18 protein-coding genes are annotated in these 19,760 nt (G+C 64.9%); 8 read left to right on the top strand and 10 right to left on the bottom strand.

Going from position 1 to position 19,760, the window contains the following annotated elements:
- The first annotated feature begins 263 nt into the window (after positions 1-263).
- Positions 264-1,490, top strand: a complete 1,227-nt coding sequence (locus tag A5634_RS00395) for a hypothetical protein (RefSeq protein WP_065142111.1) — start codon at positions 264-266, stop codon at positions 1,488-1,490.
- Between the two features lie 5 nt (positions 1,491-1,495).
- On the opposite strand, the gene A5634_RS00390 is transcribed toward A5634_RS00395, so the two are convergent.
- Complete coding sequence (locus A5634_RS00390; protein ID WP_065142110.1) at positions 1,496-2,071, bottom strand: TetR/AcrR family transcriptional regulator; 576 nt, start codon at positions 2,069-2,071, stop codon at positions 1,496-1,498.
- A 76-nt stretch (positions 2,072-2,147) separates the two neighbouring features.
- Between A5634_RS00390 and A5634_RS00385 the strand changes: the two genes are divergently transcribed.
- Together A5634_RS00385 and A5634_RS00380 are read left to right on the top strand one after the other, a co-directional pair.
- Positions 2,148-2,693, top strand: coding sequence for a class I SAM-dependent methyltransferase (locus tag A5634_RS00385; RefSeq protein WP_065142225.1), 546 nt, complete (start codon positions 2,148-2,150; stop codon positions 2,691-2,693).
- Between the two features lie 111 nt (positions 2,694-2,804).
- Entirely contained in the window at positions 2,805-3,665 is an 861-nt protein-coding gene (locus A5634_RS00380; RefSeq protein ID WP_065142109.1) for an enoyl-CoA hydratase-related protein, read from the top strand.
- A 32-nt stretch (positions 3,666-3,697) separates the two neighbouring features.
- On the opposite strand, the gene A5634_RS00375 is transcribed toward A5634_RS00380, so the two are convergent.
- The 8 genes from A5634_RS00375 to A5634_RS00340 are packed head-to-tail and all read right to left on the bottom strand — an operon-like array spanning position 3,698 to position 12,285.
- On the bottom strand, positions 3,698-5,392 hold the full coding sequence (locus A5634_RS00375; RefSeq protein ID WP_065142108.1) for an FAD-binding protein: 1,695 nt from the start codon (positions 5,390-5,392) through the stop codon (positions 3,698-3,700).
- Entirely contained in the window at positions 5,389-6,744 is a 1,356-nt protein-coding gene (locus tag A5634_RS00370) for an aromatic ring-hydroxylating oxygenase subunit alpha (RefSeq protein WP_065142107.1), read from the bottom strand. Before A5634_RS00370 ends, A5634_RS00375 begins: the two co-directional genes overlap by 4 nt.
- Positions 6,745-6,768: 24 nt before the next feature.
- On the bottom strand, positions 6,769-8,301 hold the full coding sequence (locus A5634_RS00365; protein ID WP_065142106.1) for an acyl-CoA synthetase: 1,533 nt from the start codon (positions 8,299-8,301) through the stop codon (positions 6,769-6,771).
- 16 nt (positions 8,302-8,317) lie between these two features.
- Entirely contained in the window at positions 8,318-9,190 is an 873-nt protein-coding gene (locus A5634_RS00360; RefSeq protein ID WP_065142105.1) for an enoyl-CoA hydratase-related protein, read from the bottom strand.
- Between the two features lie 16 nt (positions 9,191-9,206).
- Positions 9,207-9,446 (bottom strand): lipoyl domain-containing protein, encoded by a 240-nt coding sequence (locus A5634_RS00355; RefSeq protein WP_065142104.1) that lies wholly within the window; start codon positions 9,444-9,446, stop codon positions 9,207-9,209.
- Positions 9,439-10,437, bottom strand: a complete 999-nt coding sequence (locus A5634_RS00350; protein WP_065142103.1) for an alpha-ketoacid dehydrogenase subunit beta — start codon at positions 10,435-10,437, stop codon at positions 9,439-9,441. Before A5634_RS00350 ends, A5634_RS00355 begins: the two co-directional genes overlap by 8 nt.
- Before the next feature lie 13 nt (positions 10,438-10,450).
- Positions 10,451-11,425 (bottom strand): thiamine pyrophosphate-dependent dehydrogenase E1 component subunit alpha, encoded by a 975-nt coding sequence (locus A5634_RS00345; protein ID WP_081290117.1) that lies wholly within the window; start codon positions 11,423-11,425, stop codon positions 10,451-10,453.
- Positions 11,422-12,285, bottom strand: coding sequence for a mycofactocin-coupled SDR family oxidoreductase (locus tag A5634_RS00340; RefSeq protein WP_065142101.1), 864 nt, complete (start codon positions 12,283-12,285; stop codon positions 11,422-11,424). Before A5634_RS00340 ends, A5634_RS00345 begins: the two co-directional genes overlap by 4 nt.
- A 171-nt stretch (positions 12,286-12,456) precedes the next feature.
- On the opposite strand from A5634_RS00340, the gene A5634_RS00335 reads away from it, so the two are divergent.
- The 5 genes from A5634_RS00335 (at position 12,457) to A5634_RS00315 (ending at position 18,946) form a co-directional block, all read left to right on the top strand.
- The gene (locus A5634_RS00335; protein ID WP_065142100.1) at positions 12,457-13,677 is read left to right on the top strand and encodes a CaiB/BaiF CoA transferase family protein; all 1,221 of its coding nucleotides are present in this window, start codon (positions 12,457-12,459) and stop codon (positions 13,675-13,677) included.
- Positions 13,678-13,804: 127 nt separating this feature from the next.
- The gene (locus A5634_RS00330) at positions 13,805-15,715 is read left to right on the top strand and encodes a PE family protein (protein WP_065142099.1); all 1,911 of its coding nucleotides are present in this window, start codon (positions 13,805-13,807) and stop codon (positions 15,713-15,715) included.
- 112 nt (positions 15,716-15,827) lie between these two features.
- On the top strand, positions 15,828-17,060 hold the full coding sequence (locus A5634_RS00325; RefSeq protein WP_065142098.1) for an amino acid deaminase/aldolase: 1,233 nt from the start codon (positions 15,828-15,830) through the stop codon (positions 17,058-17,060).
- Between the two features lie 139 nt (positions 17,061-17,199).
- Positions 17,200-18,486: a D-arabinono-1,4-lactone oxidase gene (locus tag A5634_RS00320; protein WP_065142097.1), complete on the top strand. Its 1,287-nt coding sequence runs from the start codon at positions 17,200-17,202 to the stop codon at positions 18,484-18,486.
- A 178-nt stretch (positions 18,487-18,664) separates the two neighbouring features.
- Entirely contained in the window at positions 18,665-18,946 is a 282-nt protein-coding gene (locus tag A5634_RS00315) for an ANTAR domain-containing protein (RefSeq protein WP_065142224.1), read from the top strand.
- Positions 18,947-18,997: 51 nt separating this feature from the next.
- Here the strand turns inward: A5634_RS00315 and A5634_RS00310 are convergent, their stop codons facing one another.
- A complete protein-coding gene (locus A5634_RS00310; RefSeq protein WP_065142096.1) occupies positions 18,998-19,735 on the bottom strand; it encodes an IclR family transcriptional regulator in 738 nt (245 codons plus the stop codon).
- Between the last annotated feature and the right edge of the window lie 25 nt (positions 19,736-19,760).

Genomic DNA, 19,760 nt, shown 5'->3' with positions numbered 1-19,760 from the left:
CACGAGTTCCGGTCGCGGTCCAGATGAAACGTATCGAATCGGACAGGTGTCCAGAACGGTGTTGCCGCCGATCGAGTCGTCGGCGGGGCTCGTTTCTGCCCCGGCTGGCTAAACTTCGGGACTTGGGCCCGATTGCGCAGCCCCTGCACGTCCGGCGGGATTGTTGCCGAACCGCGGACAGGTCGACTAGAGTCTCCAGCATAATCAGACACCTGTCCATAATTCGTGACGATCGCAGCCCGTTCGTCAGTAAGGACTCGTAAATGACGAGCAGATATGCCGCCCTCAGCCGTGCGCAGCTCAGCACGCTGGTGCCGGAGCTGCTGCTGATCGGCCAAATGATCGACAGGTCCGGAATGGCCTGGTGTATCCAGCAATTCGGCCGCGAAGAAATGCTGCAGATTGCGATCGAGGAGTGGGCCGGAGCCAGTCCGCTTTATACCAAGCGGATGCAGCGGGCGTTGCGCTACGAGGGCGTCGACGTCATCACCATCTTCAAGGGTTTGCAACTGGACATCGGCGCCCCGCCGCAGTTCATGGACTTTCGCTACACGGTGCATGACCGCTGGCACGGCGAGTTCCAGCTCGACCATTGCGGCGCCCTGCTCGACGTCGAGCCGATGGGTGACGACTACGTGCAAGGCATGTGCCATGACATCGAGGATCCGACCTTTGACGCCACCGCCTTGGCTACCAACCGCCGGGCGCAGGTTCGGCCGATCCACCGCCCGCCAAGGGTCCCGGCCGACCGCAACCCACATTGTGCGTGGACGGTAATCATTGACGACGCGCACCCCGAAGTGGGTTTCATTCCGCAGATAGAGATCATCGGCGCGAGCCGGGCCGCTAACACCGAACTGGACGCCATCGACGAGACCGAGCCTGGGCAGGCCGACTACTCCGGTCCGTTGCAGTCCGACTTCGACTTCGCCGCCTTCTCCCACTCGGCGCTGGTGCGCATCGCCGACGAGGTATGTCTGCAAATGCACTTGCTCTACCTGTCGTTTGCGCTTGCGGTGGACAAGCGCGCCGAGGGCGATGCCGCGGTTACCCGCTCGATTGCCACCAAGCAGCTGATCGGTCTGGCGGGCTTGGCCGCCGAGCGGATTCACCGGGCGCTCGACCTGCCAGGCGGCATCGAGGGTGCCCGGCGTGTGCTGGAGCTGCACCCGCTGTTCAACCCGGCCGCTTACGTATCGGCAGACTTCGAGGCGGATTGCGTACACCTGCACCCGTCGCCCGCGCATGAAGACGAGGCGTGGCCGTCACTGGTGTCACCCGACTCGGTCGAACCGCTGCAGGCGATCGTCGCAGCGGTAGACCCGCACCTGCGCGTCGAGGTCAGCGGCACGTCAACGGAGTGGACCGCAACCATATTCGAAACAGACACTGCCGCAAAGGAATACCCCGAGGTTTCGGTGACTAAGTTCAGTGGCGGTTCGACGTTCGTCTTCCAGCCCCGAAAGTCACTACCGCTGACCCCGGTTTAGCCGGCTCAAGCAACGGATGCGCCGAGGATGAGGTTGACCGCTTCGTCGAGTTGCCCGGCGATGTCCTGGTAGCTGAGAAAGCGTGCGGTCATCAGCGCGCCGGCAAACGTCATCTGCAGGGTGGACTTCACCGCGCGCGGCCAGCCGGGGCCCAGCGCGGCGCCGATCCGTCGGGACACCTCCTCGGCGATCTCCTCCCGCAACGGAGCAACCGCAGGATCGTCAGCCATCAGGGCCGCGCCGCATCCCGCGGTTAACTCGGGCTCGTCGGCAACCACCAGCGCCATATCTCGCATGGTCGCGCTGACCCGCGTCTTGGTCGTGTCGTTCACGTCGGTGTGAAGTGGCAGTTCCCGAAGAAGCCGGAGATAGACCGCGGCTACCAGGGCACTCTTGGAGGAGAAGTAGGTGTAAGCGCTGGCCGGCGAAACTCCCGCACGCTGGGCCACGGCACGCATCGTCAGGTTCGCGTAGGACGATTCGCGCAGTTCCGCCAAACCCGCGTCGAGTACTTTGCGGATCGTTTGGCCGGGCCGGCGATCGGACCGGCGCACCACTGGAGAAGTCACTTCTCTAGACACCCGTCAAGTGTAGGGAAATGCAGACACTTGTCCAGAATTGTCCGCATTGGTAGCGATGCCCACTAACCTGGCCGGTGTGACCGAGCAGGACCGGCGCCGCTGGGACGAACGCTATAGCCGCTTGGGGCCGCCCCGGCTCGACGCAATCGCGGCGCCGAGTTTCCTTCGCGCACATGCCGATATCGTGCCTGCCGCGGGACACGCCTTGGAGGTCGCCTGCGGCCAAGGACTTGCCGCGGTGTGGCTGGCGCGGCGCGGTCTGCAGGTGTGGGGAATAGACGTGTCTGAGGTGGCCGTCGAACAGGCGCGAGATCTGGCCCGCCGCAGCGGAGTTGACGAGCGTTGCCAATTCGACGTGGTGGATCTCGACGACGGCTTGCCGGCCGGGCCGGCCGTCGACATGTTGCTCTGTCACAAGTTTCGTGACCGTCGTCTGGATCAGGCATTGGTCGAACGGTTGGCTCCTGGTGGGTTACTCGCGATCGCCACACACAGCGAGGTAGATGCTACCCCCGGGCCATTTCGGGCAATGCGCGGTGAACTATCGGCGGTGTTCGGCGATCTCGAGGTGATGGCGGCGGGGGAGGGCGACGGGCGCGCCTGGTTATTGGGTCGCGCGTGATTGGCTAGTCCTTTACGCGGCCCGCTTCATAGTCAAAATCTGTGCCGGCACAAGCGAAATGACGCAAAGATTCACCGGCCGATCGCAGCAGTGTCAGGTAGTGTCAGCAACATGGAGCGGCGCGTCCTCGAGGCAGTGATCTACGAGCGGGAACCACCGATCGCGCGGATCATCCTCAACCGCGTCGAGAAGGCCAACACCAAAGACGCGGTTCTGGTCACCGAAGTTGACACTTGCCTGCGAGAAGCGGACCGCGACAAGGAGATCAAGGTCGTCATCCTCAAGGCGAACGGAAAAGGCTTCTGCGGCGGACATGTAGCCCGCTGGGGACCGGACGAAAATCCCTATCCCGACTTCGGAGACACGTTCGAAGATCTTTACAAAGGGACCGCTGACCTGTTCCTGTGGCCGACTTTGTATCTCTGGGAGTTCCCGAAGCCGACGATCTCCCAAATCCACGGATATTGCATGGGCGGCGGTATTTATCTCGGGTTGCTGACCGACTTCTGTGTGGCTTCCGAGGACGCGTACTTCCAGATGCCGCTGGCCCAAAGTCTCGGCGAGCCAGGCGGTCACACCATGATCGAACCGTGGTTGCTGATGAACTGGCACCGCACTATGGACTGGCTGCTATTGGCGCCCACGCTGACGGCCGACCAAGCCCTGGAATGGGGACTGCTCAACAAGGTGGTGGCGCGCGAAGATCTCGAAGCCACCGTCGAGGAGATGGCACGCAAAATCGCCCAGATTCCGCTCACCACACTTATGGCGGTGAAGAGCAACGTGAAGCGGGCGTGGGAACTGATGGGCATGCGGGTGCACCTGCAGGTCAGTCACATCCTGACCAACATGGTCGGCGCCGCATCCGATGTTCAGGCGCGCCGTGCCGAGCTCATGCAGTCGGGCAGGACCCCGCGCGACTTCATCGAGGGTGCCGAGCTGGGGGCGCCACCCGCTGGTGGGGGATCGTAGAAGCACGCGCACGCACGGCGTGTCGCGTGCTTCTACGTCTGCTCGCCGGGGAGCTTGCGGCCCGCCGCATGGCGGGCGGCGACATAGCCGAACACCATCGAACTGGCAATGCTCGCCCCGGCACCCGGATAGGTCCGACCCATCACCGTCGCGGTGGTGTTTCCCGTCGCATAGAGACCCTCGATTACCCGGTCTTGCTCGTCGAGCACCTGGGCATACTCGTTGGTGATGACGCCACCGCACGTACCCACGTCTGCCGGCAGGACCCGCGTGGCGTAGTAGGGCGCCCGGTCGAGGGGACCGAGCGCGGCGTTCGGCCGGTATCCGGGGTCGCCAAGACAGTCGTTGTACGCCGACTGACCCCGGCCGAAATCCGGATCCAGGCCTTTGACCGCGAATGCGTTGAACCGCTTTATTGTTCGCATCAGCTCGGCCGCGGGAAGATCGATCTGGCGCGCGAGTTCGATGAGGGTGTCGGCGCGTTTCACCGCGCCGCTCTCGACCAATTCGGGCGGTAAGTGCTGACGCTTCAACGGGTTGGTGCCCGCGACGTAGCGGCCTACGTAGCCGTCGTCGAAGATCATCCAGCACGGCACCGCCTTGTTGGCATACATCGCTTTGCCGACCTCGACGTAGGAGTTCGACTCGTTGCAGAACCGCCGGCCGGTCGAATCGACGTAGATGGCTCCGGGGCGTTGTCGTCCCGACCCCAATGAGGCGGCGGCCGCCCCGCCATTAGCGATGAAAACCGAAGGCAGCCACCAGGCTTCGTCGAGCAGGTCCGTTTGGGCACCCAGCCGCATCGCCGTCTGAAGTACCTCGCCCGTATCGCCGGCATTGGCGATCGACCACTGGCCTTCGTTGGGTTGATCGCCGCTGTACTTACGGCGCATCTCGGGGTTGTGGCCAAATCCGCCAGCGGCCAACAAGACTCCCTTGCGCGCCTCGACATTCACCGGTACTCCGTCATGGACGACACGCGCGCCCACCACCCGCCCATTCTCGACGATGAGGTCGTCCATCGCGGCGTTGATCCACAACGGAGGTTGGCCGTCGCTCAGCGCGATCAGGACTTTCAGCATTTGACCGATTAACGAGGCGCCGTTGGTGAGAAGTTCGCGACGCGCCAACTTGGCCGCCCTCGTTCGGGCGAAAACCTTGGTGGCCACGGCGAACGCGCGTGGCGACCGATTGTAGTACTGAACCGAGCGCAACTCGTTGGTGAGCACGACGTACCCGTAGTTCTTGGCCAGCGACGGCTGCACCTTGTCGCGCCACGCACCCAATTCGGCCGCGTCGAACGGAATTCCTTCGACAGCCCTACCGGACTCGTTGCCGCCCTTGTGATTTGGGTAATAGTCGCTGTAGCCCGCGCAGCGGATCAGCCGAAGCCCTTTGCGCAGCATAAAATTGATCATCTCGTAACCGGCGGTGAGGAACATCTCGCGGCGCGCGGGCGACGAGGGGGCGCCGATGTCGCCGACGACGTCTGCCAGGTAGGCGAGGCCGTCCTGGTGTGAGTCGGCGATGCGCTCGGCCCGCATCAACGGATTGTTCGGTAGCCAGACTATTCCGCCGGACAGCCCCGTCGAACCGCCGACAAGGCCCTGCTTCTCCACGATCAGCGGCTGCAAACCCGCATCGAGAGCGGCCAGCCCCGCCACCATGCCGCCACCCCCACTGCCCGCGATCACCAGGTCGACCGTGCGATCCCAGTCGGTGCTCATTGCGCCGCCCCCCGCGCGCTGAGGCCAAGATCCGCGATCGGGACGTCGATGGTCGTGTTGGTCTTCTGGATTGCCGGCACCAATGCGTCGTAGGGAAGGTCGGCGAGGAAGCCGTCGATGACGCGTTCGAAGTTCGAGATGAGCCCTTCGATCTGGCTGGACAGCCTCATGTACTCGAATCCGCGGGAATGCAACCCTTTCTGCTGCTTGGGCAGATTGGAAAAATCCTGGGCCGGGATCGGTGGCCAGCGCGGGTCGTCGGGCGCCATCGGCTCGGGCGGCGTGGGCTTGCCGGTGACGCGATCCGGCGGGATACGGGTGAGCGACCAGATCTCGAACAGCGTTTCCTCCGGGCCCAGCGGACGGATCCGGTACGAGGAGGCGCTGCTGTACTGCGGCAGCAGGAAGTAATGCGGGAAGCAGAAGCCGATCGCGTCGACGATGCCGCGGCGTTGCAAATCGTTGAGGTCGGGCATCTCGCAACCCCGAGCCCGGTGCCAGGCGACAACGGCGTCGTTCAGCGTGCGCTTCCATACCGTCATCGCCTCGGCGGGATCGGTTGGCAGATCGATGTTCTGCAGACCCTCGGCAATGCGGATGTCGTTTTCGTGGACCATACCGGCCATGCCCTCGCCCAATGTCCGCATGAAGTACAGGCTGGTCTGGGCCAGGCCAGGCGGCTGCGCGCGGCTGGGCTGCGCGGACGGCAACAGTTGCGGATGGGTATGTGGAACGTGATAGCCCTCCATGAATGCCGCCGTCGCCAACTTCCAATTCACCGGGAGCCGACAGGACTGCCACCACTCGGTGCGCAGCGATTCGACCTGCCACGCGTCGTAAATCGTCGCGAAGGGCTCGAAGCAGTCCCGCAGCCCGGGCGCGGTGTCGTCTAAGTTGATCCAGGCGCAGCCGCCCCAGAGCTCACATCGCACCGGCACCAGCGCAAGGTCTTTCGGGTCCAGGTTGTGCTCGTCGAACGCATCCGCGCGCAGCACGAAGGTATTGCGTCCGTCGATACCCCAGCACCAGCCGTGAAACGGGCACACGAAACTACGCCGGGATCCGTTGCCTTCCACTAACTTCACCCCGCGGTGGCGACAGGCGTTGTGGTAGGCGCGCACACTCTCGGAGTCCAGGCGCACGACGATGATCGACTGATCCAGGATCTCGTATTCGACGAAGTCGCCGGGCTTGGGAATCTCCTCGAGGCGGCAGGCCATCTGCCACACCCGGGGCCAGAACTTCTCGTTCTCCAACGCGTAGAACTCGGCATCGTAGTAGCGCTGCTTGGGAATTCGGTCGGCGGACCGCACGGCCCACGGCACCGGCAGCGGCGACCAGTTCACGTCCATAGTTCTTCTCCGTTGCTCACAAGTTCAGACAATCCGGGACATTCGTCCCCGCCAGTACCGTTCGCGTATGCGCCTCTTGTAGAGCTTTCCGTTCGGATCCCGCGGCAACTCCGCGTCGAATTCGACGGTGCGAGGGCATTTGTACCTCGCAAGGTGCGCGCGGCAGTAGTCGATGAGTTCGGCTTCCAGTTCGGGGCCTGTTACGACGCCGGCAGCCGGTTGCACTACGGCTTTGACCTCTTCGCCGAATTCCTCGTTCGGTACGCCGAATACCGCCGCGTCAACGAGTTTGGGGTGCATGACAAGTAGGTTCTCGACTTCCTGCGGGTAGATGTTGACTCCGCCGGAGACGATCATGAAGGTCGAGCGGTCCGTGAGATATAGGTAGCCGTCTTGATCGACGTGGCCCATGTCGCCCAGCGTGCGCCAGCCGCGTTCGTTGTAGACCGAGGCGGTTTTGTCGGGGTCTTTGAAGTACTCGAAGTCGGGACCGCCTTCGAAGTAGAGCTCTCCGGATTCCCCGATGGGCAGCTCACTGCCGTCCTCCCCGACCACGTGCACGGTGGTCATGGGGATACCCACCGATCCCGGGTGTGCCAACCACTCCTGCGGTCCAATCGTGGTACCCGCGAATCCTTCTGTCCCGCCGTAATATTCGTGAATGATCGGCCCGAACCAGGCCATCATCTGTTGCTTGACATCCACCGGGCAGGGTGCAGCCGCGTGAATGACGCACTGCAGGCTCGAGACGTCATACTTATTTCGAATCGACTCGGGTAGTTTCAGCATCCGCACGAACATCGTCGGTACGAACTGGGCGTGGGTGACGCGATGGGTCTCGATCAGCCGCAGCACGGATTCGGCATCGAACTTCGCCATGATGACCGATGCCGCGCCGACACGATTGACCGCCATGGTGTAGTTGACTCCGGCCGCGTGGTACAGCGGCGCGGGGGACAGGTAAACGCTGGACGGACTCATCCCGTACTTGTGAGTCAGCGCCAGTTCCAGCACCGATTGTGCCCAGGAGCCGTTGCCATCCGTTGGAAGTGGCCGGCGCACCGCTTTCGGTTTGCCGGTGGTTCCGGAGGAGTACAGCATCTCCGAACCGTCCGAGTGCGGTGGCGGTTGGCCCGCCGCACACAGTGCATCGTCGTATGACTGCCAGCCCGCCAGGCTGGCCCCAATTGCTATGTGGGTATGCACTTTTGGATTGGCGTCGCGGATGTGCCGGGCGAGTGCGGGCACGGATGCATCGACAAAAACCGCCTTCGCGTCGGAATCGTCGATGACGTACGCGACCTCCTCGGGCGTGAAATGGGTGTTGACGGCGGTGTAGTAGATCCCGGAAAGCTGGCAACCCCAGGTAATTTCGAAGAACTGCGGCCGGTTCGGCAACACCAGCGCCACCCCGTCGCCGGCACGCAACCCGGCGTCGTGCAGCGCCGCGGCGACTTGCTGGCTGCTGGCGTACAACTCGCCGAACGAGACCGCGCCGTCCTCGACTATCAGGGCCGGCGCTTCCGGTCTCGTCCTCGCGTGATCGGCGATGTTCAACGGGCCGACCCTCTGGTTAGGTCGCCGCAGCGCCGTCGGTCGACGCCGCCGCCGCAGCTTGTCGTCGTGCCTGTTCGGAGGGCAGCACCTTGTCCCGGAAGACCGTCTGGATCAACTCCTGCACGTCCTTGCTGATTGAGGCAAGTGCGACAAGGTCGTTGGAGCTCTGCCAGTGCACCCGCATGCCCATCAGCTCCCACGCGCGCTTGAGATTGGCCTTGGTCGCCAGCAGGGTTGTCATCGGCGCCTGGGCGATGTGCCGGGCGATCGCCTCGACACGGTCGTCGAGTTGATCACGGGGGACCACCTCGTTGACCAGACCGACTTCCAATGCCTTCTTGGCGTCAATCACCTCGGCCAGATACAGGTAATACGCCGCCCGGCGCCAATTCATGAAAACCCATGGCTCGATCGAGCATTCGCCCGAAGGCATGCCAAACCCCTGCAACGGCGGGTAGGAGAAGTAAGCGTCCTCGGAGGCGATGACGATGTCAGTGGTCAGCCCATAGTGGGTGCCTCCGCCCACGCAGTAGCCGTGTACTTGCGCGATCGTCGGCTTGGAGAACTCCCACAGATTCAGCACCGGTTTGACGAACAGATCGGTCTGCGGCTTCCACGGGGTGCCCATCACCTTGGCGCCCTCGACGAAAGCCGGGTAGTCGACCGCGTTGTTGCCGATGGCGTGTCCCGAGCAGAAGCCTTTGCCGTTGGCCTTGAGTACCAATACCTTGATGTCGTAGTCCCGGTCAGCATCGAGCAGGGCGGCATCGACTTCCTCGGACAGTTTCTGGTCCTGAGCGTTGGCCTTCTCCGGCCAGTTCAGGGTGATGCGGGCGATCGGACCTTCCTTCTGGTAGATGATTCGTTCCCGGGTCTCGTTGAGGTCCATGGCTTTTCATTACCTTTCATGACGAGGCGATAACGCCGATTTGAGTGCCGATCTCGTAGGTCGTGCCGATCTGGGCCGTCCACTGGACGGTGCCCGATGCGCCTGCTTCGATCTCCTGCTCCACCTTCTCGGTGGCGATCACATAGATCGGGGTGCCCACTTCGACGAACGCGCCGCCGTCGACGAGCAGTTCGGTGAGTTCGGCTTCCGAGACCGCCACGGAAACACGAGGGATTCGAATAGCGAAGTCAGCCATGGGCTTTAGCGCCCTCCAGGGTGAGTTGTGCGGCCGCCACGATGCGCGCGGGTGACGGGTACACGTGCGCCTCGAGAGCTGCGGTGGCGGGGCTGGGCACAAACCTGGCCCCGACGCGCTGGATGGGGGCGGCCAGCTCGCCGAACAGTTCGGCGCCCAGGATCGCGGCGACCTCCGCGCCCGGCCCGGCAAATTGCACCGCGTCGTGCACGATCACGACCCGCCTGGTGCGGCGCGCGGATTCGACGATGGTTTCGACGTCGAGCGGTAGCAGTGTGCGCAAGTCGACCACCTCGGCGCTAACGCCTTGTTCGTCCAGGGTGGCCGCCGCCGCCAGGGCGTCGTGCACCGCACGGCCGTAGGCGATCAAGGTGACATCGGTGCCGGGCCGCTTGATATCGGCCTGGCCCAAGGGAATTGCGAAGCCGGCATCGACCGGGACGGGCCCCTTCTTGCTCTGCAGCCGGATCGTCTCGACGAACAGGCACGGGTCCGGGTCGAATATCGCCGAAGTGAGCAAACCTTTGCCGTCCCGCGGGGTGGACGGCACGATCACCTTCATCCCTGGGATGTGCATGAACCACGCTTCGAGGGACTGTGAGTGCGTCGCTCCGGTGGCCAGACCCGCGTACACCTGGGTGCGCACGGTGATCGGCGCCGTCGTGCGCCCGGCGGTCATGAATCGCAGCTTGGCGGCGTTGTTGATCAACTGGTCAGCGGCAAGACCGATGAAGTCCATGATCATGATCTCGGCCACCGGTAGCAGCCCGTCGATGGCGGCGCCGATCGCGGCACCGACAATCGCGGCTTCGGAGATCGGTGTGTCCAGCACCCGCTCGTGCCCATACTTCGTCGACAGGCCAGCGGTCGGTCCGGATGCACCGGGGTCGGCGATGTCCTCACCGAGAAGGAACACGCGGTCGTCGGCTTGCAACGCCTGATCGAGCGCGAGGTTCAGTGCCTCGCGCATCGTCATCTCTTTCTCGTCCATCAAGCCGGCTTCCTCACCCGGGGAACGTGATTGGGGTTGCGTATACGTCTTGTTCCAGATCGTCGATCGGCGACGCATCGGCGTTGAGCACCGCAGCTAGCGCCGCTTCGACTGCCGCCAGCGCGTCCGCGTCGATACGGTCGAGTTCCTCCGCGGTGCAGATGCCTGCGGCCTCGAGATGGCCGCGGAACCGTGGCACCGGGTCGGCCGCGAGCGCTTCGGCCAGCTGATCCTTGGGGATATAGGGCATTCGGTCGCCGAAGTAGTGGCCGCGGAAGCGAAACGTCACGCATTCCAGGAAAGTGGGACCACCGCCGTTGCGTGCCCGGGACAGCGCCTCCTCGAGTGCGGACTGCACCGCCAACGGGTCGTTACCGTCGACGCGCACGCCAGGCATGCCGTAACCGGCCGCCCGCTCGGCGACGTGTGCGATCTTCATCGTGTCCGCAGTCGGCGTCATTTCCGCGTAGAGATTGTTCTGACACACGAAGATCAGCGGCAGATCCCACAGCGCGGCCATGTTCGCCGCCTCGTGGAACGAACCGGTGTTGGTGGCGCCATCTCCAAAACTCACCGTCGTAACACGGTCCAGCCCTTGACGTTTGGCGGACATAGCCAGTCCAACGGCGACCGGGGGACCAGCGCCGACGATGCCGGTCGAGAGCATGACGCCTTTGTCGGGGTTGGCGATGTGCATGGTGCCGCCCTTGCCGCGCCCCGCTCCGACGACGCGGCCCATCATCTCGCCGTAGATCTCCTCGAGCGGCACACCTTTGCCGATCAGATCGTGCAGTCCCCGGTAGGTCGTCACCAGCTGATCGTCGGGCCGCAGTGTCACGCCCATCGCCGCGGCAATGGCCTCCTGACCGCGCGACGGCCAGTACACACAGAGGAACTCGCCAGTGGCGATGCCCTTGGACAGTCGGTCGTCGGCGGTCTTCATCAACACCATCAGCTCGTAGAGACGGCGCTGCACGCCGGTCGTCATGAACCCGACCATGGTTTGACTTTGAGGAAGCCTCCGGCATCCACCCGCAACTGCTGCCCGGTGATGTAACGCGCGGCATCGGAGGCCAGGAACAGCACGGCCTCGCTGATGTCTTCGGGCTCCACGTAGGGCACCGGCATCGCTTGGACCAACGGGAAGATCGGTTCAGCGTCTGCGCGGGTCGGGTTGGGCAGGTCAGGGCGAAACGCCCGGTACATCGGGGCGCTGTGCAGCATGTCGGTGTTGACGTTGGTCGGGTGCACCGCATTCATCCGGATTGAGAACGGTGCCAGTGCCCGCGCGAAGTCGTTGACATAATGTGCAGCAGCGATTTTGGCGAATGCGTAGCCGGCACCACCGGGGCCGCCGTCAATGCCAGAGGTGTTCATTGAGGACATGAACGCGGCGTTTGATCCGATTACGATGACCGACGCACCCGCCTGTAGATGTTTGAGACTGACGTGCACCAGGTTGAGCACACCGACCAGATCGACGTCGACGGCGTCGGCGAAAGCCTGCGGCGGCAGGCCGGCGGTTAGCGGACAGATACCTGCGTTGGCGACGACGATGTCCAACCGGCCCAATTCGGCAACCCCGTCGTCGATGGCGGCCCCCAGGGCAGCACGGTCGCGGACGTCGACGACGGCCGAAAAGACCCGCTGGCCTTCCTTCTCCACCAGGCGGGCCGTCTCTTGGAGGTCCTCGGGCCGGGCCAGTGGATACTCGTTGGTCTCGATGTCCTCGCACAGGTCGACCGCGATGATGTCGGCGCCCTCGGCGGCCAGCAGTCGCGCGTGAGACCTGCCCTGCCCCCGCGCCGCTCCGCTGATCGCCGCAACTTTTCCGGTTACTCGGCCCATAGCCTGTCCTTCACCCTGGCCCCGGTCTGGACGATCCGCCTTGCGGCCCAACGTTTTTCATCGCCAAGGCGGTCCCGTCCGTCGCACCCGCTGCCCCCAGCAGACATGCCTTACAGTAGCTAGAATATCTAAAATAGCAAAAAATGACGTGGATCACTGAGGGGACGGGCGATGGCGGGCATGCTCAGCGGTGTTCGAGTGGTCGAACTGGCTTCCTGGACATACGTTCCATCGGCCGGAGTGGCCTTGTCGGACTGGGGGGCCGACGTCATCAAGGTGGAAGGCGTCGCGTCCGGTGATCCGGGCCGGGCGCTGGTGGTCGGTGGCTTCACCCGCCAGGCGGCGCGCGCCGACGTGGACTTCATTTTGGAGCTGAGCAACCGCGGCAAGCGCAGCATCGCCATCGACATCAAGACCGGCATCGGCCGGGAGTTGTTCGGCCGGCTACTTGCTTCGGCAGACGTCTTTTTGACCAACTGGCTGCCGGGTGCGTTGGAGCGCGCACAGCTGACGGTCGAGGACATCCGTTCGTTCAACCCCGACATCATCATCGCCAGGGGCACCGGCCTGGGGGTCCGCGGCCCGGACCGCGACAACGGCGGTTTCGACGCTGCCACCTATCTGGCACGCGGCGGGGTGGCATACACGCTCACCCCGTTCGGTACCGAAAACCCGGCGGTGCAAGGGACCGCGTTCGGCGACCTACAGGGTGGGGCGACGCTGGCCGGTGGGGTGTGCGCCGCGCTGTTCCACCGCGAGCGAACGGGGGAGTCCAGCATCGTCGACTCGTCGCTGCTGGCCCAGGCGATGTGGGCGATCGCGCCGTCGATCTCGGTGGCAGACCTATTCGATATCGACGGGATCCCCGGCGCGCCACCAGGATTGGCGATCAATCCGCTGGTGGCCCGTTACCGGACCAAGGACGACAGGTGGCTGCAGTTGGTCTTTTTGCAGCCGGACAAATTCTGGGCCGGGTTCTGCCGGCGGATGGGCCTGGCTGAACTCATCGACGATGCACGGTTCGTGCCTTCGAGCAACTTGATCGCGAACGCGGCCGAGGCAACGGCCATATTCGCCAATGCGTTTGCCAGTCAAGACCTCGCGCACTGGCGGCGGGTGCTGGCAGACGAACCCGGCGTCTGGGGAGCCCTGGCGACACCGCGCGAAACCCTCAACGACCCGCAGGTCGAGCCGAACGGGTACGTAATCGTCAACGTCGACGATCGCGGCGAAAAGTATCGAATCGTCGCCGCCCCCGTGCAATTCGACGAAACACCGCCGGGTCCGACGCGCGCACCCGAACACGGCCAGCACACCGAAGAGATACTGCTCGAACTCGCGGTGGATTGGGACCAGATCACCCAGGCCAAAGACGCCCGCGCCATCCTGTGACACGTGCTTCTCCGAAGGCACGACGGCCGACGCAAATGCGCGGTCTGGCGGTGCGATCACGATACCCTTTGCCGAGGATTTGATGGCGGCTCGGTGCTAGCTGAGTCATCGGGCAGCGGAGGTCACTTTGTCCTATCTCATCGCCGCGCCGGAGTTTCTGACGGCGGCGGCTTCTGACCTGGCAAACCTTGGTTCCACGCTGAGTGCAGCCAACGCGGCGGCGGTGACCCCGACGACCGCACTTGTGGCCGCCGGTGCCGATGAGATATCGGCCGCGATCGCAGCCTTGTTCGGTGCACATGCGCGGGCATACCAGTCGCTGAGCGTCCAAGCCACCGCCTTTCATCAGCAGTTCGTGACGGCCCTTTCGTCCGGAGCGGGAACCTATGCGCTGGCGGAGGCCGCCAATGTCGCACCGCTGGCGGCACAGTCGGTGGGTGAGGACCTGCTCGCCCTGATCAATGCGCCCACTCAGTTCCTCTTTGGGCGCCCACTGATCGGTGACGGCGCCAACGGCGGCGTCGGACAGAACGGCGGCAACGGCGGCATTCTGTTCGGCAGTGGCGGTAACGGCGGCCCCGGCGGTCCCGCCCAGGGCGGCGGCAACGGCGGCAACGCCGGCCTGATCGGCAACGGCGGTAACGGGGGCGCGGCGGGGAACGCGACCGTCGCCGGCAACAACGGACCTAACGGCGGCGCCGGCGGCAACGGTGGATTGCTCTGGGGCAACGGAGGTTTCGGTGGCGCCGGGGGCAACGGCGGGGCGCCCATCCTGGGGACCATCGTGGGCACCAGCGGCGGGATCGGCGGCAACGGTGGTGGCGCCGGCCTGCTCTACGGGTTTGGAGGAGTCGGCGGTGCGGGCGGCGCCGGCGGCGCCGCGCCGTTGCCGAGTCTGACGCAAACCGTCCCCTCCGCCGGTGGCGTCGGCGGATCCGGCGGCGCCGGCGGAGGCGGGGCCGCACTATTCGGGTTCGGCGGTGCTGGGGGAGCGGGTGGTGCCGGCGGGTTAAGCGATGCAACGTTGCCAGTCAACAGCTTGGGTGGGTACGGCGGTCAGGGTGGCGACGGCGGGCAGAGCGGACTGTTGTACGGCGCGCCGGGTTCCGGAGGAGTGGGCGGCACCGGGGGTGCCGGTGACGGGCTATACGCGGACGGCAATCAGGGCGGGCATGGCGGGGCTGGCGGTAACGGTGGCCCCATTGGGTTGTTCGGTAACGGCGCCACCGGCGGCAGCGGCGGGGCCGGCGGTGCCGGGGGTTCCGGAGTTCTCAACGGCGGTAACGGTGGTGTTGGTGGACTCGGCGGTGACGGCAGTCCCGGCGGTTTGATTTACGGGGTCGGTGGTACCGGCGGCAGCGGTGCGATCGGCGGCAACGGGGGCAGTGGTCCGGGACCCGGCTTTGCGGGCTACGTCGGCTCGGGCGGCTTCGGAGGCAACGGCGGCGCGGCCGGCCTGTTAGGTGTCGGTGGCCTCGGCGGCAACGGCGGAGGCATCGGTACCACGGGACTCGTCGGCGCCGCGATCGCTACGCAGCAACCGGTCGGCGGCATCGGCGGCTCCGGCGGTCGAGGCGGACTGCTAGTCGGGCTCGGCGGTAACGGAGGCAACGGCGGGGCCACCAGCCAGGGCGGGGTGCTGTACGCCAGCGGCGGCACCGGCGGCGACGGCGGCTGGGTGTTCGGCAACGGCGGCATCGGCGGCAACGGCGGCGCGGGCGGTAATGCCAGTGTCGCCAACGGCGGCAGCGGTGGCAGCGCGGCATTGCTGTTCGGCTCCGGCGGCGCGGGCGGTACCGCCGGCGCCAGCGGGCTCGGTACCGGCGGCACCGGCGGCCAGGGTGGCTTCTTGTTCGGCAACGGCGGAGCCGGAGGCAGCGGCGCACCCGGCGGAGCGGGCGCGGGCGGCGCCGGTGGCAACGCGATTCTGATCGGCAACGGCGGCACCGGTGGCCCAGGCACCGGCGGCGCTCCCGGCGGTCTGGGAGGTCGACGCGGATTGCTGCTCGGCGTGAACGGGGCGAACGGTCCGAGCTGAGGTACTGGGCAACTTGCACAACCTGCGGTCGCTTTGCCGGCAACCGTGCCAATAGCGCGAACTCGATTCCAATTCGGTCTGCAATCCGGCAAATGTTCAGTAAGGTGACGGCGTGAATGCCGGCCTCGAGCAACATTTGGATCCGCGTAGCCGGCTGCAGCGCTACGAGGAGGCGTTCGCGGACCTCGATGCACCCTTCGCGTTCGTCGATCTCGACGCATTTTGGGTTAACGCCGCACAGTTGCTAGAGCGAGCGGGCGACAAGCCGATCCGGGTGGCATCAAAGTCGTTGCGCTGCAGGTCGTTACAGCAGGAAATCCTGGACTCGAACAAGCGCTTCGACGGGCTGATGACCTTCACCCTGCCTGAGACATTGTGGTTGGCCGGCCACGGGTTCGAGAATCTGTTGCTCGCCTACCCGACGACCGACCGCGCTGCATTGCGCGAGCTCGGCGAGCTCACCGCCGATCGCCCCGACACCGCACCGATCGTCATGGTCGACAGCGTCGAACACCTCGACGTGATCGAAGCTGCCATCGGAGCCCGCACGGACAATCCCGTTCGGTTGTGCCTTGACCTCGATGCCGGGTACTGGACCGCGGGCGGTCGGCTGAAGATCGGGCCCAAGCGCTCGCCGGTGCACACACCGGAGCAGGCACACGCGTTGGCGGTCGAAATCGCCCGGCGACCGTCCCTGAAGCTGGTCGCACTGATGTCCTACGAAGGCCACATCGCCGGGTTGGGCGACCAGGTTGCCGGCAAGCGCGCACAGAACGCCATCGTCGGGTGGATGCAGCGCCAGTCGATCGCGGAGTTGGCCGAACGTCGAGCCCGCGCCGTGGATTTGGTGCGCACCGTCGCCGATCTGCAGATCGTCAACGCCGGCGGCACCGGCGACTTGCAGTGGGTCGCACGGGAACCGGCGATGACCGAGGCAACCGCCGGATCGGGGTTCTATGCCCCGACGCTGTTCGATTCCTACTCGACGTTCACGTTGGCGCCGGCGGCCATCTTTGCGCTGCCGGTCTCACGGCGCCCGGACGAAAAAACCGTTACCGCGCTCGGCGGCGGGTACCTGGCCAGTGGCGTAGGCGCCAAGGACCGGATGCCAACGCCGTACCTGCCCGTCGGGTTGAAGCTCAACCCGATGGAAGGCACCGGTGAAGTGCAAACACCGCTCACCGGCGAGCCCGCCCGGGGACTCAAGGTCGGCGACAAGGTCTACTTCCGGCACACCAAGGCCGGTGAACTATGTGAACGCTTCGACCGCCTGCACCTGCTTCGCGGTACCCAGATCGTGGACACCGTCCCGACGTATCGGGGGGAAGGGCGCACCTTCCTGTGACATCGACGCTTGCGCCCAGCGACCGCCACAAGGCGCTGTCCAACCACCACCAAATATCTGATACAGCAGAAATTCTGTTGTGCGAGACCGTGATTCACACGGTCACTGTCACCGAATCGGTAGCACGGGAGCTGGTGCGATGAACAACACTTGGAAGAACTGGGCCGGTGACCAAATCTGTGCGCCGGTTGCGATCGAACGACCGACCTCCGAAGCGGAGTTGGTCGAGATCGTCTCCCGCGCAGCGCAACGGGGACAGCGGGTCCGCGCCGTCGGCACCGGGCACTCGTTCACCGACTGCGCCTGCACGGACGGCGTCATGATCGATATGACCGGTCTGCAGCGCGTCATCGATGTCGACCCGGCGAACGGGCTGGCAACCGTCGAAGGTGGCGCCAAGCTGAATCCGCTCTTCGCGGAGCTTGCCGGGCACGGGTTCGGAATCGAGAACCAGGGCGACATCGACAAGCAGTCGATCACCGGAGCGACGGCCACCGCAACGCACGGTACCGGGGTGCGCTTCAAAAATGTTTCGGCACAAGTTGTCTCGGCACGATTGGTCACCGCAGACGGCGAGGTTCTGGACGTGTCCGACGGCGATACCTATCTGGCAACGCGGGTGTCGCTCGGTGCCCTGGGGGTCGTCTCGCAGCTGACCCTCAAAGTGGTGCCGCTGTTCACGCTGCACCGCGAGGACGAGCTGCGTCCGCTGAGCAAGACACTCGAGCGACTCGACGCGGACGTGGACGGCAACGACCACTTCGAGTTTTTCGTGTTTCCCTACGGCGAAACGGCACTGACCCGCACCACCCGGCGCAGCAACGAGGAACCGAGGCCGGGGCCGGCGTGGAAGAAGAAACTGGGCGAGGAATTCGAGAACGCCGGGCTGACCGTGATCTGCCGCGCCGGTCGGCGATTCCCCAGCGCGGCACCGCGACTGAACCAACTACTGACGAGCCTGATGTCGCCGTCGACGGTCCAGGACCACGGTTGGAAGGTGTACGCCAGCTCACGCGACGTCAAGTTCACTGAGATGGAGTACGCGATACCGAGGGAGCATGCGCGCGAGGCCGTTCAGCGCGTCATCGATCTCGTGCGGCGGCGCAAGCTGCCGATCATGTACCCCCTCGAAGTTCGATTCAGCGCTGCCGACGATGCGTTTTTGTCCACCGCGAACGGACGCGAGACCTGTTACATCGCGGTGCACCAGTTCATCGGCATGGAGTACGAGAACTACTTCCGCGGCGTCGAGGAGATCATGAACGAGTACGCCGGTCGGCCGCACTGGGGCAAGCGGCACTATCAGAGCGCCGCAACCCTTTCCGAGCGCTACCCGGACTGGGACCGTTTCCTCGCTGTCCGCGACCGCCTCGATCCCAACCGCGTTTTCCTCAACGACTACACCCGGCGCGTCCTCGGAAACTGATTCGTTCGATATCAACACACTCACAGCTGCATATCGATCCGAACGGCCCTCTGGCGCAATGCAGCGCAGCCACAAATCATGGCACGGTGCGCACAACGCGGCGCACCCCCAGCGAGATGTCTTCACCCGCAAGATGTTCGTCCCGCTGGTGGGCGTATCAGTAGGGGGTAAGAAAGGTATGACCGCAAGCTGGGGTCCTACCCAGATTTCCTGCGACCCGAACTCCGGTCGCATTCTCGACACCGCCCGTGGCATCCTCATCGGGCTGCGTCGATGCCGTTCGGCCACCGCATTCGACGAATTGCACGGTGCCGCACAACGGCATCGGGTTCCGGTGTATGCCATGGCATGGGCACTGGTCCACCTGGCCGGCGAGGGCGAAGAGACGCCCAGCTTCATCGAAGCGCAGTCAGCCGCTCGCCACGAGTGGGGCGAATTGTTCGCCGGCTCAGCCGTTTAGCCGCAGCAAGAGTCGTCGGCCGCGGCAAAGGGAAGTGCCGTGGCCGACGGCTCAGCGTGATGTCCACGCCGGTGATTCGGCGGCGACGCGCAGGGCCGCGACGATCTGCTGCTCCTTTTCCAGAAATCGATCGGTAGGCGTAGGCACCGAGATCGCGATGACGTTGCCCCCGGCGGATCGTCGCGCGATCGCGGCTGCGGAGATTCCCGGCGTATGTTCGTCCCGGTCGAAAGCGATTCCCGTGGAACGGATCTCGTTGATTTCCCGGCGCAGGGTGTCGGCCTCCGCGGCGCCCACCCGGGACAGGGCGGCGTCGACGTGTTCGTCGTGCAGTGTTGCCAGGGCCGCCTTCCCGTTTGCGGTTCCCAGCAAGGGGAAGCGAACCCCCACGGCCGATACCGCCCGTAGGCGGTATGAGGACTCGATCTGGTCGATGAACCACATCCGCTGGCCACGTAGCACCGAAAGGTCGACCGTTTCCTCGGTCGCCTCCCAGACTCGCTCAATGGTCGCTCGGAACACGGCAGCGATGTGCGCCCCGGTTCCACTGCCGAACCCAAGCAACCGCTCGCCGAGGGAAAACCGGCCGTTCGCATCGACGCTGACCAATCCGACCTCGACCAGGCCGACCAGCAGGCGTCGCACCGTCGACTTGGCCAGGCCTAACCGCTCGCCGAGGTCGACGAGACGCAACTGTCCGGGCTCAGCGGCGATCTCGTCCAGGGCCGCCGCGGCGCGACGCAGCACCTGGATTCCCTCGTCGCGATTTGTCGGTGTTTTCCGTTCCATCGAGCCCACGATTCCAATATAGTGT

Source organism: Mycobacterium asiaticum, assembly GCF_001673365.1.
Classification (GTDB): Bacteria; Actinomycetota; Actinomycetes; order Mycobacteriales; family Mycobacteriaceae; genus Mycobacterium; species Mycobacterium asiaticum_A.
Note: the sequence above shows the minus strand (reverse complement) of the source record. Positions and strands in the feature narration are given on the sequence as shown.